Origin of the sequence: Arenibacter sp. F26102, assembly GCF_023015865.1 — a bacterium.
Lineage (GTDB): Bacteria > Bacteroidota > Bacteroidia > Flavobacteriales > Flavobacteriaceae > Arenibacter.
Genome location: NZ_JALKBC010000006.1, coordinates 69,435 through 95,901 on the forward strand (window position 1 = coordinate 69,435; position 26,467 = coordinate 95,901).

Here is a 26,467-nt window from a genome sequence, read left to right on the forward strand (position 1 = left end):
ACTTCCCCTATCAGAATGCAAAAACCGTTACACTATTGGACGATTTTATTCCGTATACAAAAGGTGATAAGTTTCAGGGACTTTCTCCATCAATATTAAAAATTGCCCCCATGTTATCTAAATAAATGGACGTTATTAATTTCACTTCAACACATAAAACGTTTCACCTAAGAGACTAAAAATGAAACGCGTTTGCAAACTGAACGCACGGATTATTATTGCTTTAGAAATACATTCCCTTGCTCAAACCAATTCTTGCTTTCCGGCCTATTTTCTGAAAATATTGATTTAGACTGGAGCAGCACATTATTGAGAATTGTAATGCCGCATAATTTCCCGCCTTTCATTTTTACAAAAGAATCGGACTGACTGTTGTACAAGCTATTTTTCACCAAAATACCTTCACTATCACTCATTACAAAACCTGCAACTGATGTGCCGGTATTTAATAGCTGAATGTCTGAAAACTCCCCCCCGGAAACATCATCCAGCCAAAATGCGGGTCGTATATCTTCGGCAACTGTCCTCATTTGTATGGATTGCAGCGTAATATTTTCAACATGCCTAATAAAAAAACCATACGCTGGCAACGAGTGTCCAAACATTCGATTCTCAGGATAATCTTTTTCGTTTTCTGGCACAACTCGCTGATACTGTTTTTCTGTACCACCGCCTTTATATGTTATATCCACATTCGAAATTTTTACATTTTGTATATTATTTCCAGGGTATCCCGTAATACTGCTTGAAATTAAGCTGGCATTCTTGGCAATTATATTGTTAATTTGAATGTTTTTTAATTGTCCTGGAGTGCCATCAGGTCTTTTCCTGTCTCCTAGTTTTATGAAAATAGGCGTTTGAACTCCATCCATTATAATATCTGAAATTAGAATCTGATCCATAACTCCTCCATCAACCACCTCCAAAGCAAGACCTGATATAACAGTTTTTTCAGAATCAACACCTTCAATATTTTTATCCCAATGTCTGAAATTATCTTCTGTCGGGCGCTTAATAACACAATTGGTTACTGATATATTTTTGAAACCCGTACGCGACGTTGTGCCAAACTTTATACCGTTGCAATTAGATGCCAAAACACAATTGGTGACCGTAATATTTTCAGAGGGTAGATTAGCCCTGTTGCTTTTAAAACAAAGGGCATCGTCTTCGGTTTCGATTATGCAGTTTGAAACAACCACATTGCTACTGTCGATATCTATTCCGTCATTATTATGATTTCCAAAACTGTATATTTTAACCCCATTAATCCTCACATAATTGCAGGACTGAAAATCTGACACCGCCAAGGCAGCATTGATCATGGTAATCCCATCGACCAAAACATTTTCGCACTCCAAGAAATATATAATATTCGGGCGTCCTCCGGCATTGTCGCCCCTTTGCCATACCTCAGCATCACCCAGCCCATTAATAGTGCCGTTCCCGGTTACTGAAACATTCTTTTGTCCCCTTGCGTTGATCAAGGCCCAGGCCCTCCATGAACTCCCTCTCTGATAAAGCTTCGCGTCAGTACTTCCGTAGAGAAACGCACCGGTTTTCAGATGCAACTCAACATTATCTTTGAGATGCAAGGGCCCCGTTGAAAACTTTCCGGCCGGCACAATGACCGTTCCGCCTCCTTCCAAAGTAAGCTCATCTATCGCAGATTGAATTATATGTGTGTTCAATGTAAGGGAGTCTGAAATTGCTCCCTTGGTTAAAATATTAATCTCTCTACCATAAGTATTTATGGTGCCCAACAAACAAAATACTCCAAGAAGTATAGATCTACTTACACTGCTCATCTTATTTTTTAATACACTGGATACATTCATAATGAAAAACTTACCTATTTTCAATTTCAATTTTTTTAATCGATGTACGACACGCGCTATCCATCAAGCACACTGTCCCCTATTTGCTTCGTTGAGAAAGCAACACTCCCACCTAATCTGCCCAGACATTGTGTATGCCCCTAATAGCGATTGTTATTCTATGGCTATAATCTTCCAACGGCATATTCGCCGGCCGCTTCTCCCATGGCAACCGCATTTCCAGTGACCCTATAACTTGAAAACGCAATAAAATCACCCGAGATATTACGCCCGGCCATTAAAAGGTTCTCCTTGTCTTTTGAGATTAACGCCCTAATGGGAATGTCATAAGGCTTGCTTTTTATGCCTCGTCCGTATTCTTTTCCTGAATTGGACTCTTCTTCGGTAAGCGAATGCACGTCAACGGGGAATGTGACCGTACAAACATTATCATCATGTTTTTTGCCGATAATTAAGTCATTTTCGGTTACCGTATATTGCCCCTTTATCCTTCTTCCTTCGCGGACACCTATATGTTCTGCCGTAGCAACCACGTATACATCTTCCCATGGTTTACCCAGCGATTTTAACCCTTTCACCAATTTCATTATTTCGGCTCTGGCATGTATTGTAGCATTCGTGACATCTACAGTGTTTAATGCAGACTTTTCATATTCATGATTGAACATAACCATAAACAGGTCTTCCCTGATCGGAAATATGCCCGGTTGATTTATGCTGGGTTCCATACCCGCTTTTCTCATTTCTTTTAGAACCAACATTTTTGAACCCTGATCATTTACCTTTCTAACAAAGGGCTTTATGCTTTCATACGTAACCCCTGATATCATTGCCAAAAGGGTAAACGGTTGGGTCAGTCCTGTTTTGTTCTCGCCAAAATCAAATTCACACCCCGAAAATGCCGCTAGATCGCCATCGCCCGTGCAATCAATAAACATTTTTCCTTCCCATGCCTCCCTGCCAGATTTTGACTCCGTTACTATATGGGAGAGCTTCTTATCGGTTTGTATCACATCGACCAACCTAGTGTGAAGCAGTATTTGAATATTATTGGTTTTCAAACACATCTCTTCAAGAAGCACCTTCATTTCCTCTACATCAAAAGGAAAGCTTTTACCCTCATAATAGTCACTGGTGGCTCCACGTTTTATTAATTCCGATGTTATCTCCTGTATTAGACCTGTTTTGTTTTGCCAGTCCAAAATCCAGCTTAGCAGTCCGGCCGTCCATACCCCTCCTAAACAACCATTGGCCTCCACAAGCAGTACTTTGGCCCCTAACCTCCCCGCTTTTATTGCCGCACATACGCCCGCAGGCCCGGCACCACACACTACAACATCATATTTTCCCTTAATCTCGGTCAATCGTTCGTCCTCTATGATGAAGCCTTCTGGTAATTGCGGATCAGAAGCAAATGATTTATGGATATCAAAAATTGACAACCCAACCGTGGCAAACAGGCCCTTTCTAAAAAATGATCTTCTTCCACTTTTCATATAATGGTTTATTTTTTATTTAAGAATAAATAGCCCCACTCCATTTGGACTTAATCGTATTGATATTTTTTCTGCCACCATGCTCAGATTTTCTTGTCTCCAAACATCAAAAACTTCCACGCTATTTTGAAAACCCATAGTTTTTAAATCAACATCGATTACCCGTTCATCAACTGTGCTATTGTTAAATACTGCCAATACCTTTGAGCTATCTGCCAATCTTTTTATCATGATAACTTCATCGTCCTCATTTTTTATGGTTTCAGCTACATGGCCCAATTCATCCTGGTTAATATTCATAACATCCGGATTAGTAAGTAGCCTAATTGTAAACTCATCAATTTCATTGATATCGCAGGAAAAAAAGAAGGGCGCGCTGATTATGGACCATAAAGTAACGTACTGGTATCGCTGGTTTGTGCTTAATTTAATTTCTTGGCTTGGATTCACCATTTTACGATGGTCGCGAAGTTTATGGATATACATAAAATCTGGATCATTCCATTGCCCTGGTTTACTGTAGGCTCTCAATTCAGTAGATATTCTTAAAGCTTCCTTAAAATAATTTTCAACATTGTGGTTCAAATCACCCCCGGTTCGCCAGGTTGCAATACCTAAATCGGGCGCCCATTCCCAGGGATTTTCGAATCCGTATTGACATAAATTAAATAATATATCCCGTTTCTGTAAGCTGAGATATATAGCCATTGGCTGCCAAAGCGCAGATTGTGGATAGGATTCACTTAAACCCCTGTTGCCCTTCAAATAACTGTTGCCCGAACACAAATCATATTTTAACAGATCAAATCCCCAATTTGCATACTGATCTGCATCTAGCTTCTCATACCCTAAAGAACCCTCAAAGTTTTGGCATGTATAAGGACCTGGTGAACTGTAGATACCTACTTTTAAACCATAGTTATGAATATAATCGGTCATTGCTTTCATATCAGGGAAGTTGTTGTTAGGAATAACATTACCTTCCGTATTCCTTACTTCGCCAACCAGACCATCAAAACTAAACCCTTCGTGCTGTTTCTTTTTATAGTCTTTTTTGGTTGCAAAACTTTCCTTACTTGTTTTCATCCAGCAATCATCAATCGATATGTACTGAAAACCGACATCTGCAAATCCTTTTTCAACAAAAATATCGGCCGTTTTTCGCATTATATCATCCGTTATCATTAACATATGACCGCCCCACGAATTCCAACCCGTTGGTGGGGTCAAAGCAATTTGTTCACCTACCACCAATTTAAATTCGCGAGAAACCTTTCCATATTTATTGCTGGCAATTACCTTCATAGGATATTCGCCTTTCTCCTTAGGAACAGTTCCGGTTATAATTCCCTTATCCGTATCTAGGTTCAATTGGTGGGTCAATCCTACTATTTCAAATTTTATCGGACGTTCTCCTTGACACGGAATTCGAAAAACAAACTCTTTACCGGGCCTTGCACCATATAACTTAGGCCCGTTAATTTTAGGTTCCTGGCTGGGCAAAGGTGTAAGAATTTCTTTTTCACCAATGCGCGCATCAAATACCTTTTGTGCGTGTATATTGCTACATGTTAATACTAATAGACAAAGTAATTTTCTCATGATCAACTATTCTATAATTCGATAATAAATTTTAGTATCCGAGCCCCCAGATGTCACCAACGGCCCGATGGGTCGGGCCATAAATACGACCCAATTTTCGGGATTCTCTTCCGTAGCCAATCCATCGGTCAATACTAGGCTCTGCGTATCATAAACCCCGATCAACTTATGTCGTTCCATTTCCTTTGGCAACTCCGTGAAGTTGTGTGTCATTTTTAATCTTCTTCTATGTTGAAAGTCCGGATAGTAAGTCGTCCTATATTTGACTTTTATTCATGGAACAATCTACCATAGATTAAGAATGGAACACTTTTGTAAATCTCTGCAAGAAAAATTATCGCTTTAGAAAAACATTTCCTTGTTCAATTATACTCTTACTTCTCTGCTTTTCTGAAAATATTGATTTAGATTGGTACAGCACATTATTGAGAATTGAAATCCCGCTTAATTTTCCTCCCATCATTTTCACGAACGAATCAGAATCACTATTATAGAAGCTGTTTTTTACTAGGATATGCTCACTATCTTTCAACGCAAATCCTGCAACTGACTTGCCTTTATTTAATAACTGAATGTCTGAAAACTGGCCCCCGGATACATCTTCCAATATAAAAGCAGGTCGTAAATCTTCAGCCTGCGTTTCTATTTGTATCGACTTTAATGTAATATTTTTAGCGTGACGGATAAAAAAACCGTGGGCAGGAAGTATTCCAAACATAGTCCCTTCAGGGTAATCTTTTTCTTTTTCAGGAATCTCGTTATTAAAGTCCGCCAAGACTCCGCCCCCTTCATGTTTAAGAACTATATTATTAAGAATAATATTTTGAACGGGGTTATCTGGAAGTCCAGTTATTGAGCAAGCTATATTTTTAGCGTTTGAAATATGAACATCGCTAATTAAAACATCTCCTAATTTACCAACATTCGTGATTTCCATTCCTTCTTGATAAGGTCTGGCACGATTACCCAATCGAATAAAAATAGGAGCGAAAGTACCTTCAATTTTAATTCCTGAAATAACAACACCTTCCATTGTTCCGCCATCAACTATTTCCAGGGCTAGACCTGAAATACCGATTTTCTGTCCATAGAAAGTGGAATCAGTAACTGCAGAAGGCTTTACCACACAATTACTAATTGAAATATTCCGGAATCCTCCGTTCGATTCGGTCCCCATCTTTATGGCATTGCAGTGGCTGCTTACAACACTGTTTGTAATACTAATATTTTCACAGGGCCTTCCAGAAGCACTTTTTAGAGTGATGCCGTCATCATCCGTATCGGAGATGATATCAGAAATAGTAACATTCTTACATCCATCAATATCTAATCCATCGTTGTTGTAATTGTTGTGATTAAAAATCTTTATTCCCCTTATTTGAACCTCTTCACAAGCTAGATAATGCTGCATCCATGCACCTGAATTTTTAAGTGAAACATCGTAAACGCCCACATTGTAACACGAAATGAATTGAATCATATGAGGCCGGTTAACTCCCTCATCGTTTCCTACTCTTTTAAAACCTCTCCCTTGTCCGTCTATTTCGCCAAAACCTGAAATTTTGATGTTTTTTACATTCTCGGCATAAATTAATTGTTTTACATAACCACTTGTTCTTAACGAAGCATATTCAGGTTTTATATCTGGGTAATGTTCAATATTCTTACTTCCCAAAAGTACAGCTCCATTAGATACATGAAGTTCTACATTATCCTTCATGATCAGCGTTCCGGTTACAAAATTCCCCGCCGGTATAACCACTCTTCCTCCTCCATTAGAGGTACATGAATCAATAGCAGCTTGTATTGCTGGTGCATTGTTCATGCTTTCTTGTTTAGCACCAAAATCTAGGATATTAAAATCTCTTGCCTGAATATTTGTTACTACCAATAGCAGGACCAATACAAATAAATAATTCTTTCCTTTTTTCATTGTTACACTTTATAATAATTAATAGTCTGATTTCTTTATATATTTTTCTAAAAATCCTGTAATATATGCAGCCTGTAATGCACGGGCATTCTCCTTAAAATGAACATGATCGGCAAACTGCCCAACACCCAATTTTTGGGTGAAATCATAAAGATCTATTACTGCAATATTATTTTTTTCACAAACCTCATCCGCGATTTGGTTGTATATCTTCAGGTCGGCGGCATAACGCTTAAACCACTTCTGTTTCATATTATGAATACTATCCACAACCGGTGTTGTTCTCATCCATAACACTTGAATCTCCTTGTGCTTCAATAACTGAAAAATGGCTTCAAGATTCTTTCGATATTCATTCTGGGATACCTGGATTTTATTCGATTCCGGATTTCTTTTTATATCGTGCAAACCACAATTTAATAGGAGATAATCCGGAGTAAATTGCCAATCCTCTACTTTAGCACGAAGGTATTCCAATACCATGCGAGAATCACCTCCATTAGCTCCTGTAGGAATATCCAAGTTCTTCTCAGCACTTCCATCATCCACTTTGCGTTCGAACTGAATTTTTCCCTCTAGGTATTCTTCCAAAAATGGCCCATACTGAATTGAAATGCTATCGCCAATTAAAAATAGCTTGGGTATTGGTTTTACACAAAAAGCTGTTATTGCCGAGAAAGTAACAAGGAGCATGATACTTAATACTACTCTTTTCATAATGCTTCGTTTACTGTATTTAATTCTTCATTAATGGCACGGCAAAACCATCTCCATCCTCTTTTAAATAAAATTCGGTGCTTTGTTCCTCACCGGCACCATTCTTCCAGCTTATGCTATATCGGCCCTTAAATCCCCTGAACTTTGCCGTCCCGTCTTTCTCAACCACAACTGTTGTATTGGTCTTCCATTCGTGGTTGATCAATTTGTCCAAAGCATAAAATGATGGTTTCGGTTTCATATCTCGGGAAAATAGACCGGATACAGCAGGCTCTCCCGGGTGGCCACAACCATCCACTACATTCCACCAGGTAATTCCCATCATAGGTTTCACGCTGAACCATAATCGATATAAGTTTCGTGCAATAATTGCTTGAATTTCCTCCCCTCGTTCGTCACCACCCGGAGAAGTAATTGTTATTTCACTCAGGTGAATGGGCAATCCGGCTTTTGCAATAGCGTCCATTTTATTCCACTGCCACTGTGGCGTCTCTAGTGGTTTACCCTCAACAATATCAGAAATCTGCTGGTCTTTAAACAAATGCATCTGTGTCCCTATTACATCTATCCGACTACCATGAGCGCGTAGATCCTTAACTTGGTCTGCGTAATTTTCGGCAGTACGCTCTGGGGTATCCTCCCTATTATAATCATTGATAAAAAGCTGAACATTGTCTGGAAATACCTCAGCCGCAGTTTTAAATCCCTTATAGGCATAATCCCCGTGCACCCAACCAAACACACTTTTACCTACTACATCCCCGGTAACACTTTGACCATGAAAATCCCCTGAGCTTTCATTTACAACGTCCCAGCTTTTAATCTGGTCGCCATAATAATTTCCAAGTTCAACAATGCGTTTTTCCGCAAACCTATTCAACGATTGAAAAAATACGGGCGCCAGTTTTTCTATCTGCTCCGACGACATTTCCTTTATTTCCTCCTTTGTTAACTTATCAAGGTTTTCCTTTTCTTCTGCAGGCCAATATTGGTCATAAAACCATTTTGGCCAACTATGTCCGTTTCCCCATACAATTGTATGTCCATGGGTATGTATGTTTTTGCTTTTGCAAAATTCGACAATAGGGTCTGTCGCCGGACGCCTCCAATGTGGTTCTTTCTGGGGTTCTTTTACTTGATTCCAGTATTCTTCCGTATCCCAATATTCCTCGCGAAATCGAGGACGATTAGGCTCCATTTCAAAACCTTTCCAGTAAAAAGGAATGGTGGCCGAATTAAACAATGTTCCGTACAGTTCCTTGTACTTTGCATTCAATTCATTGGATCCCAACTGGTTAAAATTGAATATATGGGCTCCAAATAAAAAATCATGAGAAACCTGTTTTACTGTTATCGCTGTTCCAGCCGGAAGTCCTTTGAGATTTAATACCGCATCAGCTTTTCTGTTTTCCTCAATATCCCGATCAATTTTTGCCTGGACTTTGGAGTTCCACAATTTCCAGTAGGCAGCACTCATTACCGTGTCCTTTTCTGAAATTGTTCCTCTAGGTTTTTCCTTTTCTATTCCATTAGCATATTGCGGGGAATGAAACAAACACAGTAATAGTAAAATGTAGATATTTTTCTGATTCATGGTAATTCTGGTTTTAAGATAGTTTATGTTGAATATTCTAGAGTCCATCTCCATCCTCCTTTAAATAAAATTCTATATTCTGTTGTTCTCCGGCACTGTTCTCCCAGCTTATGCTATAACGGCCCTTAAATCCGCGAAACTTGGCAATCCCATCTTTCCCGACTTTAACTGTTGTATTTGTCTTCCATTCGTGGTTAATCAAATTATTTAAAGCATAAAAAGATGGTTTCGGTTTCATATCTCGGGAAAATAGACCGGATACAGAAGGCTCGCCCGGGGCACCACAGCCGTCTACAACATTCCACCAGGTAATTCCCATCATAGGTTTGACGCTGAACCATAAACGGTATAAGTTCCGTGCAATAATGGCCTGGATTTCCTGCCCCCGTTTATCATCCCCTGGGGAGGTAATTGTAATTTCACTTAAATGAATTGGCAGACCTGCTTTTGAAAGTATTGCCATTTTATCCCAAACAATTTCCGGTGTTTCTATCGCTTTTCCTTCGGCAATATCAAGAGAACTTTGCGGATTGAACAGATGCATTTGAGAGCCCGTTATGTCAACTCTGGATCCTCTCGAGCGCAAATCTTTAATCTGATTTAAGTAGTCGGCATCATTTTTATAATCATTAATGTTTAGCAAAGTATTTTCAGGAAAAACCCGATTAGCTATTTTAAAAGACTCGAACGTATAATCTCCGGGCATAAGTCCGTAATGACTTTTGCAAATTTTATCTCCAGGAACCATTTGTCCGGAACCAAAATCAGTAGCACTTTCATTTACCACATCCCAGCTATGGATACGGTCTCCGTAGTAATTTGCCAGTTCAACTACCCTTCTTTCAAAAAGTCTTGTTAATTCTTTAGAAAATACTGGGGCAAGATTTTCTATTTCAGCGGGAGACAATTTGTACAGCTCATCTTGCGAAAATTTATTGAGTTTCTCCTTTTCTTCTTGGGGACAAAAATCATCAAACAGCCACTCCGGATTATGCCACTCGCGATTCCCCCAGGTCATGGTGTGCCCATGCAAACGGATTCCTTTGTTTTCACAAAATTCAACAATTGGGTCTGTCGCCGGACGTCTCCAATGCGGTTCCTTCTGGGGCTCTTTTACTTGGTTCCAGTATTCTTCCGTATCCCAATATTCTTCGCGAAATCGAGGACGATTAGGTTGCATCTCAAATTTTTTCCAATAAAAAGGAATGGTGGCCGAATTGAACAGTGTTCCATACAGTTCTTTGTACTTTGTATTTAAATCATTCGAGCCCAACTGGTTAAAATTGAATATATGTGCCCCAAAAATAAAATCATGAGAAACCTGTTTTACGGTTATCGCTGTTCCGGCAGGAAGCCCTTTGAGATTTAATACCGCATCAGCTTTTCTGTTTTCCTCAATATCTCGATCAATTTTTGCCTGGACTTTAGAGTTCCACAATTTCCAGTAGGCAGCACTCATAACCGTGTCCTTTTGTGAAATTGTTCCTCGTGTTTTCTCCGTCTCTATCCCGTTTGCATATTGCGGGGTTTGAAACAAACACTGTAATAGTAAAATGTAGATAATTTTCTGATTCATGGAAATTATTATCTTAAGTTTTAATTAGCCACTCCGAAAAGGAGGATGCCCAGATTTAATTTTTTTAGTATTAAATTGACCTTACATAGGTTCATGCATCATTAATTCTTCTACAACATCAGTAACTATTTTATAAGGGTACTTATGTACGAGGAAATAATGGTTGGCATTTATATTTGGTTTCCATTGATTGTAACCATCCTCGTCAACTAAAAATTCACCAGGTCCACAAACATAAAAATACTTCTCCGGATCCCTTATGGCACAAAGAACTGCTGTTTGATCCCACGATCTTCTAGTTTCAGAGGGTTGATCGCTATAAGTAGCTAAATTATAAGCATAAGCCCATGCAGCCGGGTTTGTAACCGACCCCGTTGCTGCTAGTTTATTACCTGTCTTAATTGAATTTCCAATCTCAGCTCCGCTAAAAAGTATAGGAGTTGGCCAGTGATTGAACGTGTAAAAGGAAGCTTCTGAATGCTTATAAACATTATATTCACGCCCCTCTGGGAGGTACCCGGCCATTGCAACCAGTTTCTTTACCTTCTGGTTTACCAGCTCAATACCCGAGAGCGGAGAAAATTCATCGGGACCTGATTTTAGTAAATTTTCAAGATTTGTAGTAAATCCAACGGTAACAATTGTAACACTTTTGTCGGACTGAGAAGATAGAACCTCTCGGTATACCTTAGTCGCCGAAGGATAATTATTCGAATGTTTAAGCTCAGGGGCGAATCTTACAATAGTAGAATCATTCCAATTGTTTTTATGGATAGAATTCACACCGTTTTTTTCAGGCACTCCTATTGGAATGTTCGGTTTATTAAAGTAACGATTAAAGAGTTCGATAGTAGGGGCAACACTTGGATGACTATTGCATGAAATAGTTGCTAAAATTTCACATTCACCACTATCTGCTAAAGCATGCAAAACAGCAATGGCCCCCACATCATCGTAATCTGGACCCATATCCGTATCAAAAATAACTTTAACGGGTTCTGGAGTCTCATTTTTTTCTGGTGTCGTGTTACATCCCACGACCAAAATGAGTAAAATGTATAGTAATTGTTTCATTGTATTTTATTTAATAATTACGGTTGGCTGCGTGTCAGCTAAATTGTTCGTTCCCTAACCCTCCTTTTACTGAAGAAGGAAACGAATATTGAACTCAGTCTGCCCATTTGTTGCAATCTACTTCCGCTTACAAAGAACTTAGTCTAATTGAAAACTCATCCCAAAATGCTTTTTATCAGTAATTTGTTTTTTTACGCAAAAGTCTTGACTTTACAGATATCGCGACTCCTGTTTTTATATATCGTTATAGAGCGTATGGTCATATTTTCATTCATTTTTAATTATAGCTTATTTATTGTCCTATCTGTTTGCCTTATGGATTTAGGGTTTATGACATCATGATATAAAAAGTCTATAATTTCGTTAAAACCTTCAGTCATAGATGCCCCAGCCCAGCTGTGACCACCCCCATAAATAGTAGTAAAATAATATGATTCACCTAAACCTTTTAAACGCGCAGCAATAGGCTTTGATCCATAGAGCATCCAAAAGCCTTTATCTTCGCCATTGCAATAATGATGAGGAGCAATGTTATAAGGTACCTTTCTATCACCTGTTCCGTGGAAAAGTTGTGTTGGAACAGCCCTATCTTCGTCTATTTTCTGTAGAGTATTAATCGCACCCGCCATCCCAATTACACCTGCATATTTAAAATCGGATGGTAATATTTCATTGTCGTAAACAAATGCCATATTTAAAACCGTTTCGGCACCAGCACTTGATCCTGCAACAATTATTTTATTTTGGTCAATACCAAATTCATCGATGTTGTCAAGAATATACTTTATAGCTAAGCTCACGTCATAGGAAGCTGAATCAATAGCGGCTAACTTCTTACTGGACTCAACATCGCAACCAAAACCAATACCTTTCATAGTTAGCCTGTAGGATACAGAAGCAACAGCATATCCGCGTTGAGCAAGTTCTGTAGCAAATCTAACGGTGCCTTCATCATCTCTTACTCCATTTGAAAACCCACCTCCATGTACATATACCATTAAGGGCATCTTTTCACGGTCAGCTCCCGCTGTATAGAAATCCAATTGTAAGGATTCATTTTGATCTGGGCTGTAATTATAAGTGGTCTTAGTGACTTCTGAAAAAACACTTTCAAAATAAAGTGTTTGAGCAACGGTAGCTTTTGTTGCTATCATAAATAGGAGTATCGCTAAATATTTCATCGTAATTTTTTAACTATAGTGGTTTATATGGGTGACCCGGCTTAGGAAAATAGCGGATGTAACGCTATTCTAATTTCTCACCTACATCATCATTACCCGATTCTGATTTTATTCCTTCTGTAGCCACTTTTATGCGGCCTATTGTGGCTTCGTTTTCCGCCTTACTTATTTTTTTCATACCCAAAGCTAAATTCCTTGGAATATGTATGCTCACTCTCCATGATATTGCTAATTTTTCCTACAATTTCAGGGTTGTTGGCAGCAATATTATTTTGTTCGCCAATATCAGTGGCCAAATTATAGAGTTCCATAGGAGCTTTGGTATTATTGCCCATATTCAAGCGTACCCCTTTCCAATCTCCTAATCTTACTGCTTGTTTTCCTCCTTGCTCATGAAATTCCCAATATAGATAATCATGGCTTTCTTGTTTTTCTCCCAATAATTCTGGCAAGAATGAGATCCCATCTATATTTTTCGGTTTGTCTATCTGTGCGATTTCACAAACTGTGGGCAAAAAATCCCAAAAAGCTGAAATATGATCAGAAGTAGAATTTGCCTCGATTTTCTCTGGCCAGTAGGCAATCATAGGTACTCTTATTCCACCTTCATACAAATCTCGTTTATACCCCTTTAAATCAGCATTGCTATTAAAATAATCCGGGTCAGCTCCACCTTCTTGGTGAGGGCCATTATCCGAGGTAAAAATTATTATGGTATTATCCGAAATACCAAGTTCTTCCACTTTTTTTCTAATCTCGCCTACTTGTTTATCTAGTAGATAGACCATAGCAGCAAAAGCTGTATGAGGTTCTTTTTGCGAACCATAACCTCCTTTCTTATACCGCTCACCATCATCTACACCTATGTAATTTTCTTCAGGCAATAATTTCCCTCTAAACTTCGCCATATATTCCTCCGGTGCCACAAGTTCTGCATGGGGAATAATAGTAGGGTAATACATAAAAAAAGTAGAATCTTTATTCTCTTCTATAAATGACATTGCTTTTTCATGAATAATAGTAGGTGCATACGTTTCAGTTTTCTTCCCTTTATTTCCTTCCAGTATTACTTTGGTTTGATTGTGCCAAAGGTGATAGGGGTAATAATTATGCCCTATGGTCTGAGAATTATACCCATAGAATTCATCGAACCCTTGGTTATTGGGGTCTCCTTCTGAAGCTGGATAACCTAAACCCCATTTCCCAAAAGCACCTGTTATATACCCTGCAGATTTCAAAAGTTTAGAAACCGTAACTATCGAAGAATCCAAAGGGAATTGTCCTTCAGGTTTAACTCCCCTATTTCCACGAATAAAGGTGTGACCAGTATGTTGTCCAGTCATTAAAGAAGAACGGGATGGTGCACAAACAGTTGATCCTGAATAATGTTGAGAAAAAAACATGCCGTCCTCCGATAATTTATCAATATTTGGTGTCGAAAATTTTTCTTGACCCGTTAAGCTTAAATCGCCATATCCTAAATCATCCGCAAGGATATAGATTATATTAGGTTTTTGTATTTGATTAATATCATTAGTCTTTTTTTGGTTGTTACAACTACTTAACACAACCAAAAGAAAAAGTGCATAGAATGTCTTAATTTTCCGATTCATATTTTCCTTTTTTCGATTACACATAACAGATTGACAAATAGACAGTATCATTCCTTTTTCGTAAAAGTTCTGTTTACTAATACGTTTCTTTAATTGTTATATTTAAATTGAGAAATATCATTTATTCAATCGCTTTAGAATTTCAAGTGCCAGGCTATTTTCTGGTTCCAATTGTTCTAACTTTTCGGCATATTCTTTCGCAAAACTATAAACACCAAAATCATAATAGATTTTCGTCAAAACCTGTAACACATCTATATTTTTAGGCTGCTGTTTTATAGTTCTTTCAGCCATCTCCAACCCTACAATATCAGATTTAATATCGGCAACTAATGCGTTATTAAGTTGTTGTACTGACTTCGAATCAAGAATTGGCAGTAATTTATCAAATGCTTTGGCATTAACACCTGCTTTTACACATTGCGCTAAAATTTTAATATTCGGGTCCCCTTCAAATGCTTTTCTATAATACATAAGAGCTTTTTTATGCTCCCCCACGTTAGTGGCAAACTGCCCGGCTTTCATCTGGTGTTCTGAGTTCATTGGATATGCTAATGCCAAAGATTCAGATACCTTGAAAACATTTTTGTATTCTTTCCGATTCAGATAATACTCTTGAAGTTTGAACATAGCATTGTCCCAGCTAATCTTTTTAACCGCCAATCCGCCCGCAAGAACTTCAGGCATACTTTTCCCTGTTAAATCAACATCTAGCATAGGTTCATTGAATGGCCACTGCGAACGCAAAATTAAATTGGTATACTGGCCAAACAACGAATCCATTTGGGTTAGTGGCAGTTCTTCAAAAGGTAATGGCAAAACCACCTCTTCATCTGTCGTAAATTCAAAATGTTTAATTAATGATCTGTAAAAACTGGCTGACATCAAATAATAGCCCTTTAAATTTGGATGAAGATGCTCTAACACCAGCTCTTCACCAATAATTCCATGCAGAGCACTTGATTTAAAATCTTCTTCTACAGGAACCAGTATAGCACCATATTCATTTACCAATGCTTTTATGTTCTCATTGATAGCTTCAGGTGCACGAAACCGAAGTAAATCCTCATCTTTGGCCTGGGTATAGAATTTGAGTGCTTGTGCAAAATCATGCTTTTTTTCAGACTCTTTAGCCAATTTATAAAAGTATCCTGCATTCATATCAGAATCCAAATCACTGACAAAAGGGGCCTGGTCTTTCAAATTAGAAAACAAGGTTCCCATAAACACTGGCACATCATTTTGATGATATTTGGACAGTAGCGCAGTAATGTTTTGTTTGAATTGCTTAATTCCTCTTTCATATAGCACAGAACCTTTTTTAATTGATTGTTCTGCAGCCATACGTTTCATAAGGGTCTCACTTAAATCGGATGATTCCTTTTTCGATATCCGGGAAACTATACTGAAAAATAATTGCCCCAATCTTAATTTTCTAAATTCAATTCCCAATCTAACAATCGTTGGATTTAAACCTAATTTACCAGAAGAACCGACTCCAAGCGCACCATAAAATTCATTATGGCCTGCATAAATCAAAATAGCATCGGGTTGTTGCGCTATAATCTCATCAGCAAAATCGAGCAAAGTATAGGAAGTTACCGCGGTAAGTGATAAATTAATGATTTCAATATTTTTATTCAAAAAATTCTGGTTGAATTGGTACTGTAACATGCGATGAAATGAACCATTATTTTCATATGGAAAGCCATAAGCTGTTGAACTTCCCTGTACAAATACCCGAACAGTGCCTGGTTCTTTCTTTTTTTTGAAAGGTTCTATGCAACCTCGGGTGGAATTTTCATCCTTTATAAAATAACGCCTTGAGATATTTGGGTTCAGTATCAGATACTCCGAATTATCCGGATGTTCTATAAACAAACTTAAATCGTGTCCCACGTCACAAGTACGAAGGGCAACTTCAGCTAAAAACAAAAACAAAAGTGGTAGCAGAACTGCAATCAGCTTGAACCAAATTGTATAATTTGTTTTTGCTTTCATTTTGTAAATCAATCTAAATAATAAAAAGAATTGGGGTATTTAAAACCAAAAGATTATCGGCCGGCTCGATCGAGCCGGCCGATAAAACAGTTGGTTTAAACAAAAAATAAACTATAAATATCTTTTTCGCTAGTATCCAGTACTTGGAGTGAGAGCAGAATTGGACTCAAGTTCTTCCCTTGGAATTGGCAAATAATTGTCTTTCGGATCTTGAAAAGAAATAGTCCCTGAACGCACCTTTTCGTATTTGGCCGACTCTTCTGCTGCAATACCCCAACGGACAATATCAAACCAGCGTTGACCTTCATTAAATAGCTCACGGAAACGTTCTTCCCTAATAGAATCACGTAATCCAGTCCCCGTCAATCCTGCAAAATCAACTTCGGGATCAGGTGTATTCACATCTTTACCATAAGCGCGACGACGAACTTTATTGACATATTCCAATGCATCAGTATCTTGATCCAAGGCATTCAATACTTCAGCATACAATAAATATACACCCCCCAATCGCATAATATGGTAGTTAGCACCGTAATTCTGGTTGGTGGTATAAACTGAATAATCTAATGGAACATACTTCTTATAGCTCCATCCCAAACCACCTTCTTCTGTCGGGAATTTTTCCAAAACACTGGTAACCCCACTACCATTAGTCACTTCAGCTACCCCTGGTTCTAAAGCATTAACATTCAAACGAGGATCATCACCAAAACGCCTGATATTTACATCATGTGGCCAGACATTACTCCACCCGGTACCAAAAGGTGCTGTTATTAATGCTATTTGAGTTCCTGTCCCGCCATTCCATACATGTGTAACTAAATCCGTGTGGAAGTTAAGTTCCCAAATTGATTCAGTACTAAATTCACTTTCTCCATGAAAAAGACCGTCATATTTATCAGAGCTAACCAATTGAAAAGGTCCGTTTACCACTTCTTCCAAATAAGTTTTTGCATTGGGATAATCTTCTTGATACAAATACACTTTACCAAGAAAACCCTTGGCCGCATACTTGTCAACCCTGGCTATATTGTCTGCATCCCAGGTATCGGGAAGCAAGGTTTCTGCCACTTTGAAATCACTTATGATCTGAGTGTACATATCACCTACTGTCGCTCTGGTTGTTAACATTGATTCCTGTGTAGCCGGGATATCAAGAATAAGTGGGGCTGCCAACTTGGAAGGCTCTGTTGCTTTTCCTTCTCCCCATAGCCTAACAATGGAAAAGTTAGCATAAGCACGAATAAATGAAGCTTGACCAATCATTTGATCCACTGTCACTTCTTCTCCTGGTTTAATAAAATCACTCTCTTTATAGATTTTAGCATTGATAATAAAATCATTTGCCCTACTAATAACACGATACCAGCCTCGCCAAACATCACGAACAATTTCATTATCCGATGTTACCTCATTCGTAGCCAATTGGTTCCATTGAATATGTCCCAACCAATCCTGATTACTGGTATGCGGAAGCATTTCCAATACTTTTGGCGCATATTCACTACCAAATAAATCGTATGATTTAAGGGATGAATAAACGGAATTTAATGTAAGATCCAGATTCCCGATTTTGGTAAAATAAGTCTCTGCCTGTAGTTGATTCTCATCATTAAGGTCCAAGAAATCTTCAGAGCATCCTGTAAAAAGCAGCGTAATGAAGAAACTTGCAATCAAACTATTTTTATATATATTTTTCATTGTTTTCAATTTTTAATTTTCCAGATTATAAACCAAGTGAAATCCCCATGCTAATCGTTTTAGTTTGAGGATATGAATTGTAATCAACTCCTCTACCGGTATTTCCACCTGAAACTTCAGGGTCTATTCCGGAATACTTTGTAAAGGTCAAAATATTGTCAGCACTAATATAGACTCTCGCCCTTGACATTTTCAACCTACTCAAAAACGAATCTGGAAGTTCATAACCTAACTGAATATTTCTCACTTTTAGAAAAGAACCATCTTCCACAAAATACGAGGACGTATTTCTAAAGTTTCCGTTCGGGTCAGACTGAATTATACGCGGCTGTCCAGTCTGGTTCGCTGGTGTCCATGCATTTAAAGCTTCGGTCGACGTATTGTAATCGGCATAGATTTGCTGGGTAAGCGTTTTATTTCCGTTAAATACATCAACTCCCTGTATTCCTTGCAAGAACATACTAAAATCAAAATCTCTCCATTCTAGATTGGTGGTCAGTCCATAAATCATTTTAGGCCATGGGTTACCTATGTATGCTTTATCATCGGCTGTAATTTCATCATCGCCATTAAGATCTCTGAACAGCATATCACCAGGAGCAGTGTTGTTTGATTGATACACCCCATCTGGTGCTGCAGCATTTAAAGCATCTAATTCTGACTGTGAATCAATGATTTTTACAAATTCGTAACCATAAAAGCTTGATAACGGCATTCCTTCCTCTGAGCGTGTTGTACTTCCTAAAACTTCACCGCCGTCGCCACCATTAATAAACGCATTATCAATAAGGCTGGTCAGCTCATTTTTCATAAAACTGGCATTTGCGGCAATATTGAATTTGAATTCGTTAAAAGTTTCCTGATAATTCACAGCCATTTCAAAACCAGTATTTTTCATTTCTCCAACATTCATGCTTACAGCACTTGGACTAGCTTTTGAATAGGAAATTCCAGTTGACAATGGTATCGGAACAGCATATAACATATCTGTGGTTTTCTTGACGTAATAGTCCATTACCACAGTCAACTTATTATTGAATAATCCAAGATCAACACCAACGTTGCTCATCGTTATTTCTTCCCACTTCACTGCCTCGTTAGGAAAACGGTTCAAGAAGAACCCAGGAACTTTATTTGTACCATTTTCATCGAATGCGTAAAAAGAACGAAGTGAATAATACGATTTGGAATACAGATAATTCCCAATGTTATCCGATCCCAAAGTACCTGAACTCATACGTAGTTTTAAATTTGATATCACTGAATGGTCTTTGAGAAAATCTTCTTGAGAAACACGCCATCCTGCAGAAAATGAAGGAAATACCCCCCAGAGGTTATCCTTCCCAAATTTTGGTGCCGAGGCATCTCTACGGACACTACCCTCAAGCATATATTTGTCTTTATAGCTATAGTTAAAACGTCCGAACTGCGACAAAATACGACTCTCGTCAATAGTATTTCTATCGGTTACATCGGCTGCTCCGGTTGCCAGATTAAAGCTGTATGACAAATCAACCGGAAAATCAACCATTGTTGCATTAAAACCTATGCCGCTACCCTTAACTGCTTCATAACCGGCCATAGCTTTAAAACTGTGGTCACCAATAGTTTTATCGTATGTTAAAACATAGTTGGCCGTTAAGGTTTCTTGATTGTTACTGCCATACACTAGTGAGTTTTGAGTATTTGTATTACTACCATAGCTGTATGCCTCATTAAATGATTGCCCTAACCAAGAAGAATAGTTGATACCAAATGTTGATCGGAATTTAAAGTCTTTTAAAAGATCTATTTCCAGATAAACATTTCCGTTAAAACGATTATTGTTGTATTCGGCATGGTGTTGAACTTCATTACCAACGGGATTTCTTCCTTGGTAATAGGCCGGTCCTGTACCCCATCCTCCGTAAGGATTTGTTTCATCATACACCGGCATCATCGGAATTGATCTCCAAGGAATACCTGAAGCGGCGTATGTAGGGTTTTCTACTGTACGTGAAACCAGCAAAGACTCTCCTATTTTAACTTTCCCATCAAACAGCTTAAAATCTGAATTTGCCCTTAAATTATAGCGTTCAAATTTATTGTCGACCATAATTCCTTCTTCACCAGAATAAGCACCGGAAATATAATAATTGGCTTTATCTGTACCACTGGAAATAGCCAAATTATAATTTTGCTCCAATCCACTTCCATTAAATAATTCATCCGACCAATCAGTATTGGGCAACCCTGATTGAGACCAAGAAGGGTCAGGTTGTTGCCCTGCAGCTAAACGAGATGCAGTTGCCACCTGAATAAACTGATCCCTATCAAGCATACTCGGAAGATTGATTGGCGAACTTACACCAACTGTTGCTTTAAAATCTACGTTAATTTTATTATTATTTAACCCACGCTTTGTAGTTACTAAAACTACCCCATGCGCAGCTTGCGCACCATAAATAGCAGATGCCGATGCATCTTTCAAAACCTCAATAGATTCAATATCATTAACATTAAAAAAATTATCTGTGCCCATCCGAATTCCATCAACTATCCAAAGTGGACTTGTTCCCCCAATAGAACCAACACCACGTACGTGTATAGAAGGAGCTGCACCAGGCTTACCTGACGGTTGACTAACCATTACACCAGCTGCCTTACCTTGTAGCGCCTGATCCACGCGGTTAACAGACAACTTGTCCAGATCTTCGCTTTTTATGGAAGAAATGGCCCCTGTTAAGTTTGATCGCTTTTGGGTACCATAGCCAATAACAACAACATCTTCCAACGCTAGGGCATCATCCTGCATAGTTAAATCAATAATTTGCCTATTTCCTACAGTAACCTCTTGCGTGGCAAGTCCGATATAGCTAAAAATCAGAACGGACTCCGGACCGGAAACCGATATAGAGTAGTTGCCATCAAAGTCTGCCGCTACGCCATTGGAAGTCCCTTTAACTACTACAGAAACTCCTGGTATGGGCATTCCAGTAGCATCTATTATTTTACCGCTTACAGATTGCTGCAGCTCTTTTATAATCTGGACAGCTTTTTGCCCTTTATCTGAGTTACTTGGATAATCTTTGAAATCCTTTTTAATGACTATCTGATTCTTTACAGTTGTACAGGTGACCGTACCATCATCGAAAATCATCTTTAAAACATCCTTGATAGGGGTGTCCTTGACTTGGAGGGAAATTTTTCTTTTCAGATCAATCTCCGTCGTTTTATAAAAAAACTTGAATTTGCTCTGGGACTCGATTAGTCCGAGGACATTTTTAATGGACTCATTTTCCACTTTTATCGTGACCTTCTTTAATTGGGAATAGGTTGAGTTTGCGTGGAGATTGAACAGGGCAAACGCAAATAATACGATTGAAATCTTCATTGTTCTGTTCTTGTTGAAAATGTTCTCCAATAAAGTGGAAAACCAATGGTTTTTTTGCATAACTTTAAATGGTTTTAATGGATTACTTATTAATTCTACTGTTAAAATCGATTTGTATCGGGAAACGTTGCCGCGTTTCCCGATTTCTTTTACTTATTGTTTTCCATACTCTTATCGTTTGTTTTTATGATTATTTTGTCTTCAATTATTTGGTAATCAAACCCTACGCTCTCCTTAAATGTATCCAAGAGATCCACAATAGACTCTTCCTTGAACTTTCCGTTGAACCTGACGGTTTCCAAACTACTAAGGTTATTTTCGATATTGACATTGTACCTTCTTTCGATTTTAGGTATAATGTCTGCAAAAGTTTCGTTATTGAATATCAGGCTCCCGTCCCGCCATCCTAGATAGTCCTCAACGTCAACGTCCTTGACATCAATGCTGCCGGAAAGCAATGAAGCCTTTTCTCCTGGCTTGATAGTCTTTGGCGCATTCCCACTACCATTCGCACTATAATCTTGAACCTCTACACTACCCTCCACAAGAACAACATACTCTTCCGAGTATTTATAGGAACTAACATTAAAATGTGTACCCAGCACTCGTATCCCCATGTCGCCCGCCGTTACCGAAAAGGGATGAGCTGCATTCTTGGCCACCTCGAAATAGGCCTCCCCCTTTAAGAATACCTTTCTTTCTCCTTCCCTAGTAAAGTTTATGGGGAACCTTAATGATGTGCCAGAGTTTAAATGAACGGACGTTCCATCGGATAGTACAAGCCTAATGGTCTCACCCCTAGGAACATGAACTTCATTGTATACCAGGGTCTCAGCCATGCTTCCCTGCTCATAGACAATCAAATCCCCTTCCTGTGAAGCGATCACCTTGCCTTCCGTATTCACTAAAACACCCTTCCCAGACGTGTTAACCTTTTTCAGGCTATTGTCCCCCATTTTGAGCACTACCTCGTTGTCCCAGCTAACAGGCTCTGGCCTTTCCGTCTTTTTTAATTCCGCCCATACAAAGATGCCTATTCCTATCCCTATAAAAATCGCGGCATATCTCAACAACGACATGAAAGGATATTTTTTAGTCCTTTTGCCTATATTCGTTCTCAATTGGATTTTTGACCAAATCTTTTTCTGGAGCTCTTCGTTGAAGTCAAGGTCCGACCATAATTCATTCCTATCTTGAAAGGAATCCAAAAAATTGTTCAACAATTCTATCTCTTTGGGAGTGCATTCATTGTTGACGTATTTATTAAAGAGATCTCTCGCTTGTTTCTTGTTCATACAAAATGATTCCTTATTTATAGGCTTAAAAAAATACCTCCTTAATAACATGTACCATATTTTATCTTTTGGTACACGTCAAAAACCGATTTTTTTTTATATATGATAAAAATGAAGTGTAATATTTATCAACAACCTTATTTTTTACACAAAAAATCAAGACTTTAATAAACCAAAGCACCCAAAACGAATCCTATAACGGATATACATTTATCAACAAGGAATATTATTACGTTGAAAGTTACTCCAAAGCTTTCACAATTCTCTATAAGAATATCTGGAATAGGCCCAATGAATGTGAAACAATAAAAAGGTAAAAGACTTCTTCAGGACTTAGATTTTGCCTGATAAACTTGAGGGCCTTGGATATCTGGTTTTTTACAGCCTGATTTGAAATACCCAGTTCTAGGGCAATCTCTTTGTTGGACTTTCCCTGGTACCGACTCAGGACAAAAATATGACGGCACCTTTCAGGTAGCTTGGACACTTTAACATCTATAATCTCCTTCATCTCAATGAATTCCATACTTTGAGAGACGTTCATGGACATGTCAACCATGTCCAGCTTGGCCAAATCCACGTTTGAGACCTTCCTGTCTCTCATATGCTTAAAAACTTGGTACCTTACTGACTGCAAGAGATATGGCTTTAGCCGCACTATGGCTACACTCTTTCGTTTGGACCACAAGTCGACGAACACATTCTGGACAATATCTTCACAAACCTCCCTATTGCGGAAAATATTGAACGCAAAGAGAAACATATCCTTGGTGTACCTATTGTAGATCTCTTCAAATGCCAGAACATTGTCCTCGACCATTAGATCGAACAACTCCAAATCAGTACACTTATTCACCATGAACATTAAGATTATGCCATAAATCTATTAATTTTGTGTTAACATTTTTATAAAATTCCTATTTATTTACTAAAAAATCAACACAATCCCCAATATCTCAGGCTAACCAATATCAAAGTACCCCTCTTCTTAAATAATAAATTACCCCTATTTAAAGCCATCGAGATGTCTAAACCGTGAAAGTTTAACATTCTATAAAATACATGCATTTTCAAACTTTCCTATAACACCCCAATGCAGAGCATCTAGGAATTCCAGTGATAAAAAATAGGCTATTTATTTCATTATTATACGCAGTAATTTCCTCCTGTTAAAGATTCCCCCAAATTCAAGTTAAATACAACAATACTTAGAAAAAATCATCCCATGTTGAAATACTTCTGAACAAATATTTTGAACAAACCCCATAAATAGGTAATTCATTCTCAGGAGCTTTCTACACAAAACGAAACTGGGCACCCCAATAGGAACAGATGTATTTTTAAAATAAGCGTTGAACAATTCTATGGTTGGTACGATAGTAGGTAAGCGATCACATGAGATCATGGCCAATATTTCACATTCCCTGCTATTTTCTTATGCATGGAGCATTGCAATGACCCCGCTCCCATTCAGGTAACAGAAATTAATCCTGCCTTACATGTAAAGGAAACCGCTTCTTCCACTGATTTGTTTTCAGAAAGAGCAACGACCAAAGACAGCCCTGTTCAACCCTGTGGTACCCAAGAAAACAAAATTGACGGTAAAGTAAGGTAGAGTCGCATGAACCTATTTATAGATTTAGGTTATCTTTTTTATTTAAAACATAGTTCCCTAACACCAAATAATCCATTTCGGTATGCATAAATCCTTTGAAAGCTTCCTCGGGGTTACAAACAATTGGTTGCCCCCTTACATTAAAGCTAGTATTGACCAGCACTCCATAACCTGTTTTCTTTTTGAATGCTTTCAATAATTTCCAAAAAAGAGGATTACCTTCTTTACTCACACTTTGAACACGGGCGGTGAAATCGACATGCGTAACAGCCGGTAGTTCTATATGTGCTATGTCCAAGTTTTGAAGGGAAGGGTTAACATTGGTTCCTTTAACTGTCAGAGCCCTTACACTTGGCTTTTTGACTTCTGTTACGAAAAGCATATATGGCGATGGACGATCAAGCATAAAGAAATCCTGTACATCCTCTTGAATTACACTGGGAGCAAAAGGACGAAAGCTTTCTCTGAATTTAATTTTTAGATTTAATGTTTTTTGCATTTCGGGATTTCCAGGATCCGCCAATATACTACGGTTACCTAATGCCCGGGGACCAAATTCCATCCTTCCCTGAAACCACCCAACGATTTTCCCCTCTGATATTTTATCCGCTATTGATTCGCAAAGTTCATCTGTATCATTAACTAATTCGTAGTTAGCTTGATAGGCTTTTAAAATTTTAAGAATTTGTTTATTTGAGAATTCAGGGCCAAGATATGCTCCTTTCATCGAGTCCACACGTCCCTGAATATTCCTTTCTTTTCCTTTCCATATATGCCAAGCGGCATAGGCAGCTCCTAATGACCCTCCTGAATCACCTGCCGCCGGCTGTATCCAGATATTCTCAAATATCTTTTTAGACAAAAGCTTTCCGTTTGCTACGCAATTTAACGCAACACCTCCTGCCAAAACAAGATTCTTACAATTGGTTAAGGATCTAGCTGTTTCAGCAAGTTTTAACACCACCAACTCTGTTATATTCTGTATAGCTCTTGCTAAATTCTTATACGTTTGATCAATACCAGATTCTGGGGTTCGCGGAGGGACTCCAAATAATTTCTCCCACTTGGCGTCATTTGTCATCTTAAGGCCTATAGCAAAATTAAAATATTCCATATTCAATAGTATGGAGCCATCATCGCGTATATCGACCAATTCGTTAACAATCTTTTCTTCAAATTCCTTAGTTTGTGAAGATTGTGGATTTCCATATGGAGCCAGACCCATTAATTTGTATTCACCGCTATTCACTCTAAAACCAAGGTAGTAAGTAAAAGACGAATACAAAAGTCCCAATGAATGTGGGAAATGTAGCTCTTTAATAATCTTTATTCCATTGTCTTTGCCAATAGATATTGTTGTCGTTGCCCATTCACCAACGCCATCAATTGTCAAAATAGCCGCCTCCCTAAAAGGGGATGGAAAAAACGCACTGGCAGCATGCGATAAATGATGCTCGGGAAAAAGAATTGGTATTTTTGAAATACCAATTTTTCTAAGTTCATCCTTAAGCGTTTTTTTTAAAAAAAGCTTTTCCTTAAGCCAAACAGGCATTGCTTTGGAAAAATTAATTAATCCCTTTGGGGCGAAGCCATGATAGGTTTCCAATAATCTTTCGAATTTCAAGAATGGTTTATCATAAAAAGCGATAGCTGTGACATCGCTACACGAAATTCCAGCTTCCTCAAGTACAAAATTTATTGATTTCTCAGGAAATGACGAGTCATTTTTTAAACGTGAAAACCGTTCTTCCTGGGCGGCCGCAATTAATTCTCCATTTAATAGTAAGGTAGCAGCACTATCGTGATAATAGGCGGAAATTCCCAATATAGCTTCACGCATATTGCTTTTGGTTTA

At 38.3% G+C, this 26,467-nt stretch carries 18 protein-coding genes; 1 reads left to right on the forward strand and 17 read right to left on the reverse strand.

The features are described from left to right. Positions 1 to 215: 215 nt before the first annotated feature. From MWU78_RS10170 to MWU78_RS10245, 16 genes are all read right to left on the reverse strand, one after another. A complete protein-coding gene (locus MWU78_RS10170; protein WP_246997556.1) occupies positions 216 to 1,862 on the reverse strand; it encodes a glycosyl hydrolase family 28 protein in 1,647 nt (548 codons plus the stop codon). 140 nt (positions 1,863 to 2,002) lie between these two features. Then, positions 2,003 to 3,334: an FAD-dependent oxidoreductase gene (locus MWU78_RS10175; RefSeq protein ID WP_246997558.1), complete on the reverse strand. Its 1,332-nt coding sequence runs from the start codon at positions 3,332 to 3,334 to the stop codon at positions 2,003 to 2,005. A 15-nt stretch (positions 3,335 to 3,349) separates the two neighbouring features. Next, positions 3,350 to 4,936, reverse strand: a complete 1,587-nt coding sequence (locus tag MWU78_RS10180; protein WP_246997560.1) for a glycoside hydrolase family 27 protein — start codon at positions 4,934 to 4,936, stop codon at positions 3,350 to 3,352. A gap of 6 nt (positions 4,937 to 4,942) precedes the next feature. After that, positions 4,943 to 5,149 carry a hypothetical protein gene (locus MWU78_RS10185; protein WP_246997561.1) on the reverse strand — a complete coding sequence of 69 codons (207 nt, stop codon included), beginning with the start codon at positions 5,147 to 5,149 and terminating at the stop codon, positions 4,943 to 4,945. A 121-nt stretch (positions 5,150 to 5,270) separates the two neighbouring features. Then, positions 5,271 to 6,869, reverse strand: a complete 1,599-nt coding sequence (locus MWU78_RS10190) for a glycosyl hydrolase family 28 protein (protein ID WP_246997564.1) — start codon at positions 6,867 to 6,869, stop codon at positions 5,271 to 5,273. A gap of 18 nt (positions 6,870 to 6,887) precedes the next feature. Continuing rightward, complete coding sequence (locus MWU78_RS10195; protein WP_246997566.1) at positions 6,888 to 7,586, reverse strand: SGNH/GDSL hydrolase family protein; 699 nt, start codon at positions 7,584 to 7,586, stop codon at positions 6,888 to 6,890. 19 nt (positions 7,587 to 7,605) lie between these two features. Continuing rightward, on the reverse strand, positions 7,606 to 9,180 hold the full coding sequence (locus MWU78_RS10200; RefSeq protein ID WP_246997568.1) for an endo-1,4-beta-xylanase: 1,575 nt from the start codon (positions 9,178 to 9,180) through the stop codon (positions 7,606 to 7,608). Between the two features lie 37 nt (positions 9,181 to 9,217). Beyond that, positions 9,218 to 10,756 carry an endo-1,4-beta-xylanase gene (locus MWU78_RS10205; protein ID WP_246997570.1) on the reverse strand — a complete coding sequence of 513 codons (1,539 nt, stop codon included), beginning with the start codon at positions 10,754 to 10,756 and terminating at the stop codon, positions 9,218 to 9,220. Between the two features lie 81 nt (positions 10,757 to 10,837). Continuing rightward, on the reverse strand, positions 10,838 to 11,830 hold the full coding sequence (locus MWU78_RS10210) for a nucleoside hydrolase (RefSeq protein WP_246997572.1): 993 nt from the start codon (positions 11,828 to 11,830) through the stop codon (positions 10,838 to 10,840). 281 nt (positions 11,831 to 12,111) lie between these two features. Continuing rightward, the gene (locus MWU78_RS10215) at positions 12,112 to 13,011 is read right to left on the reverse strand and encodes a carboxylesterase family protein (protein WP_246997575.1); all 900 of its coding nucleotides are present in this window, start codon (positions 13,009 to 13,011) and stop codon (positions 12,112 to 12,114) included. Positions 13,012 to 13,172: 161 nt separating this feature from the next. Then, positions 13,173 to 14,624, reverse strand: a complete 1,452-nt coding sequence (locus MWU78_RS10220) for an arylsulfatase (RefSeq protein ID WP_246997577.1) — start codon at positions 14,622 to 14,624, stop codon at positions 13,173 to 13,175. Positions 14,625 to 14,741: 117 nt separating this feature from the next. Continuing rightward, complete coding sequence (locus tag MWU78_RS10225) at positions 14,742 to 16,625, reverse strand: hypothetical protein (RefSeq protein WP_246997579.1); 1,884 nt, start codon at positions 16,623 to 16,625, stop codon at positions 14,742 to 14,744. Between the two features lie 129 nt (positions 16,626 to 16,754). Then, positions 16,755 to 18,329, reverse strand: coding sequence for a RagB/SusD family nutrient uptake outer membrane protein (locus MWU78_RS10230; RefSeq protein ID WP_246997581.1), 1,575 nt, complete (start codon positions 18,327 to 18,329; stop codon positions 16,755 to 16,757). 25 nt (positions 18,330 to 18,354) lie between these two features. After that, entirely contained in the window at positions 18,355 to 21,762 is a 3,408-nt protein-coding gene (locus MWU78_RS10235) for a TonB-dependent receptor (protein WP_246997583.1), read from the reverse strand. Between the two features lie 89 nt (positions 21,763 to 21,851). Next, on the reverse strand, positions 21,852 to 22,997 hold the full coding sequence (locus tag MWU78_RS10240) for a FecR family protein (protein WP_246997585.1): 1,146 nt from the start codon (positions 22,995 to 22,997) through the stop codon (positions 21,852 to 21,854). 265 nt (positions 22,998 to 23,262) lie between these two features. Continuing rightward, the gene (locus MWU78_RS10245) at positions 23,263 to 23,856 is read right to left on the reverse strand and encodes an RNA polymerase sigma-70 factor (protein WP_246997587.1); all 594 of its coding nucleotides are present in this window, start codon (positions 23,854 to 23,856) and stop codon (positions 23,263 to 23,265) included. A gap of 582 nt (positions 23,857 to 24,438) precedes the next feature. Here MWU78_RS10245 and MWU78_RS10250 point away from each other — a divergent pair. After that, on the forward strand, positions 24,439 to 24,612 hold the full coding sequence (locus tag MWU78_RS10250) for a hypothetical protein (RefSeq protein ID WP_246997589.1): 174 nt from the start codon (positions 24,439 to 24,441) through the stop codon (positions 24,610 to 24,612). Between the two features lie 16 nt (positions 24,613 to 24,628). Here MWU78_RS10250 and MWU78_RS10255 read toward each other — a convergent pair whose 3' ends face one another. Continuing rightward, a complete protein-coding gene (locus MWU78_RS10255; RefSeq protein ID WP_246997591.1) occupies positions 24,629 to 26,452 on the reverse strand; it encodes a carbamoyltransferase in 1,824 nt (607 codons plus the stop codon). Positions 26,453 to 26,467: the final 15 nt, after the last annotated feature.